Origin of the sequence: Exiguobacterium sp. s95, assembly GCF_018618655.1 — a bacterium.
In the GTDB taxonomy this organism is placed as follows: Bacteria; Bacillota; Bacilli; order Exiguobacteriales; family Exiguobacteriaceae; genus Exiguobacterium_A; species Exiguobacterium_A oxidotolerans.
This window is the reverse complement of sequence record NZ_JACSMM010000023.1, coordinates 1-518: the sequence shown is the minus strand read 5'-3', so window position 1 is coordinate 518 and position 518 is coordinate 1. Positions and strand designations below refer to the sequence as shown.

Below are 518 nucleotides of genomic sequence, written 5' to 3'. Positions count from 1 at the left end.
ACGACGATTCCAGCTGCACCGAGTGCAAGACCGAAGAGTGCGAGTGCACCTGTTGTTGCGTTGTTGCTTGTGTCGCTCATGCCGCCGTTACCTGTGTTCGGCATTGAACCTGGTGTACCGTCCATGAATTTCTCAGGAGATTGCATGACGATCGCGTTACCGAGGTTTTCACCGACACCGTACATGTAAGCATATGACTCGCGGAACGTATCGACTGATCCTTTGTAGTCGCCTTCCGTGTACTGCATGAACGTGTCTTGGACATATGTTTCATGGCCAGCGACTGCTTCTTGTGCTGCTTTCGTCGGAAGGTTTTCTTCCGTTGCTGCTCCGAGGAACGCACCGAAGTCGTTCGAGAACATTTTAAGCATGTCTTGAGCGTCAGCCATCATTTTTTTGTCATCGTTAATGGCTGCTGTGACGAGGTTTGCTTGTGCTTCGATGTGATTTTTCGTCCAAGCTTGCTCGAACTGATCTGCACCGGCTTCACCGTAAATTGATTTGATTGCGGCTTTGAA

Annotated in this window: 1 pseudogene; it reads right to left on the bottom strand. The window is 49.8% G+C overall.

From position 1 onward, the window contains the following. Positions 1-518, bottom strand: a pseudogene (locus KNP99_RS15205) (copper amine oxidase); the annotation flags it as partial.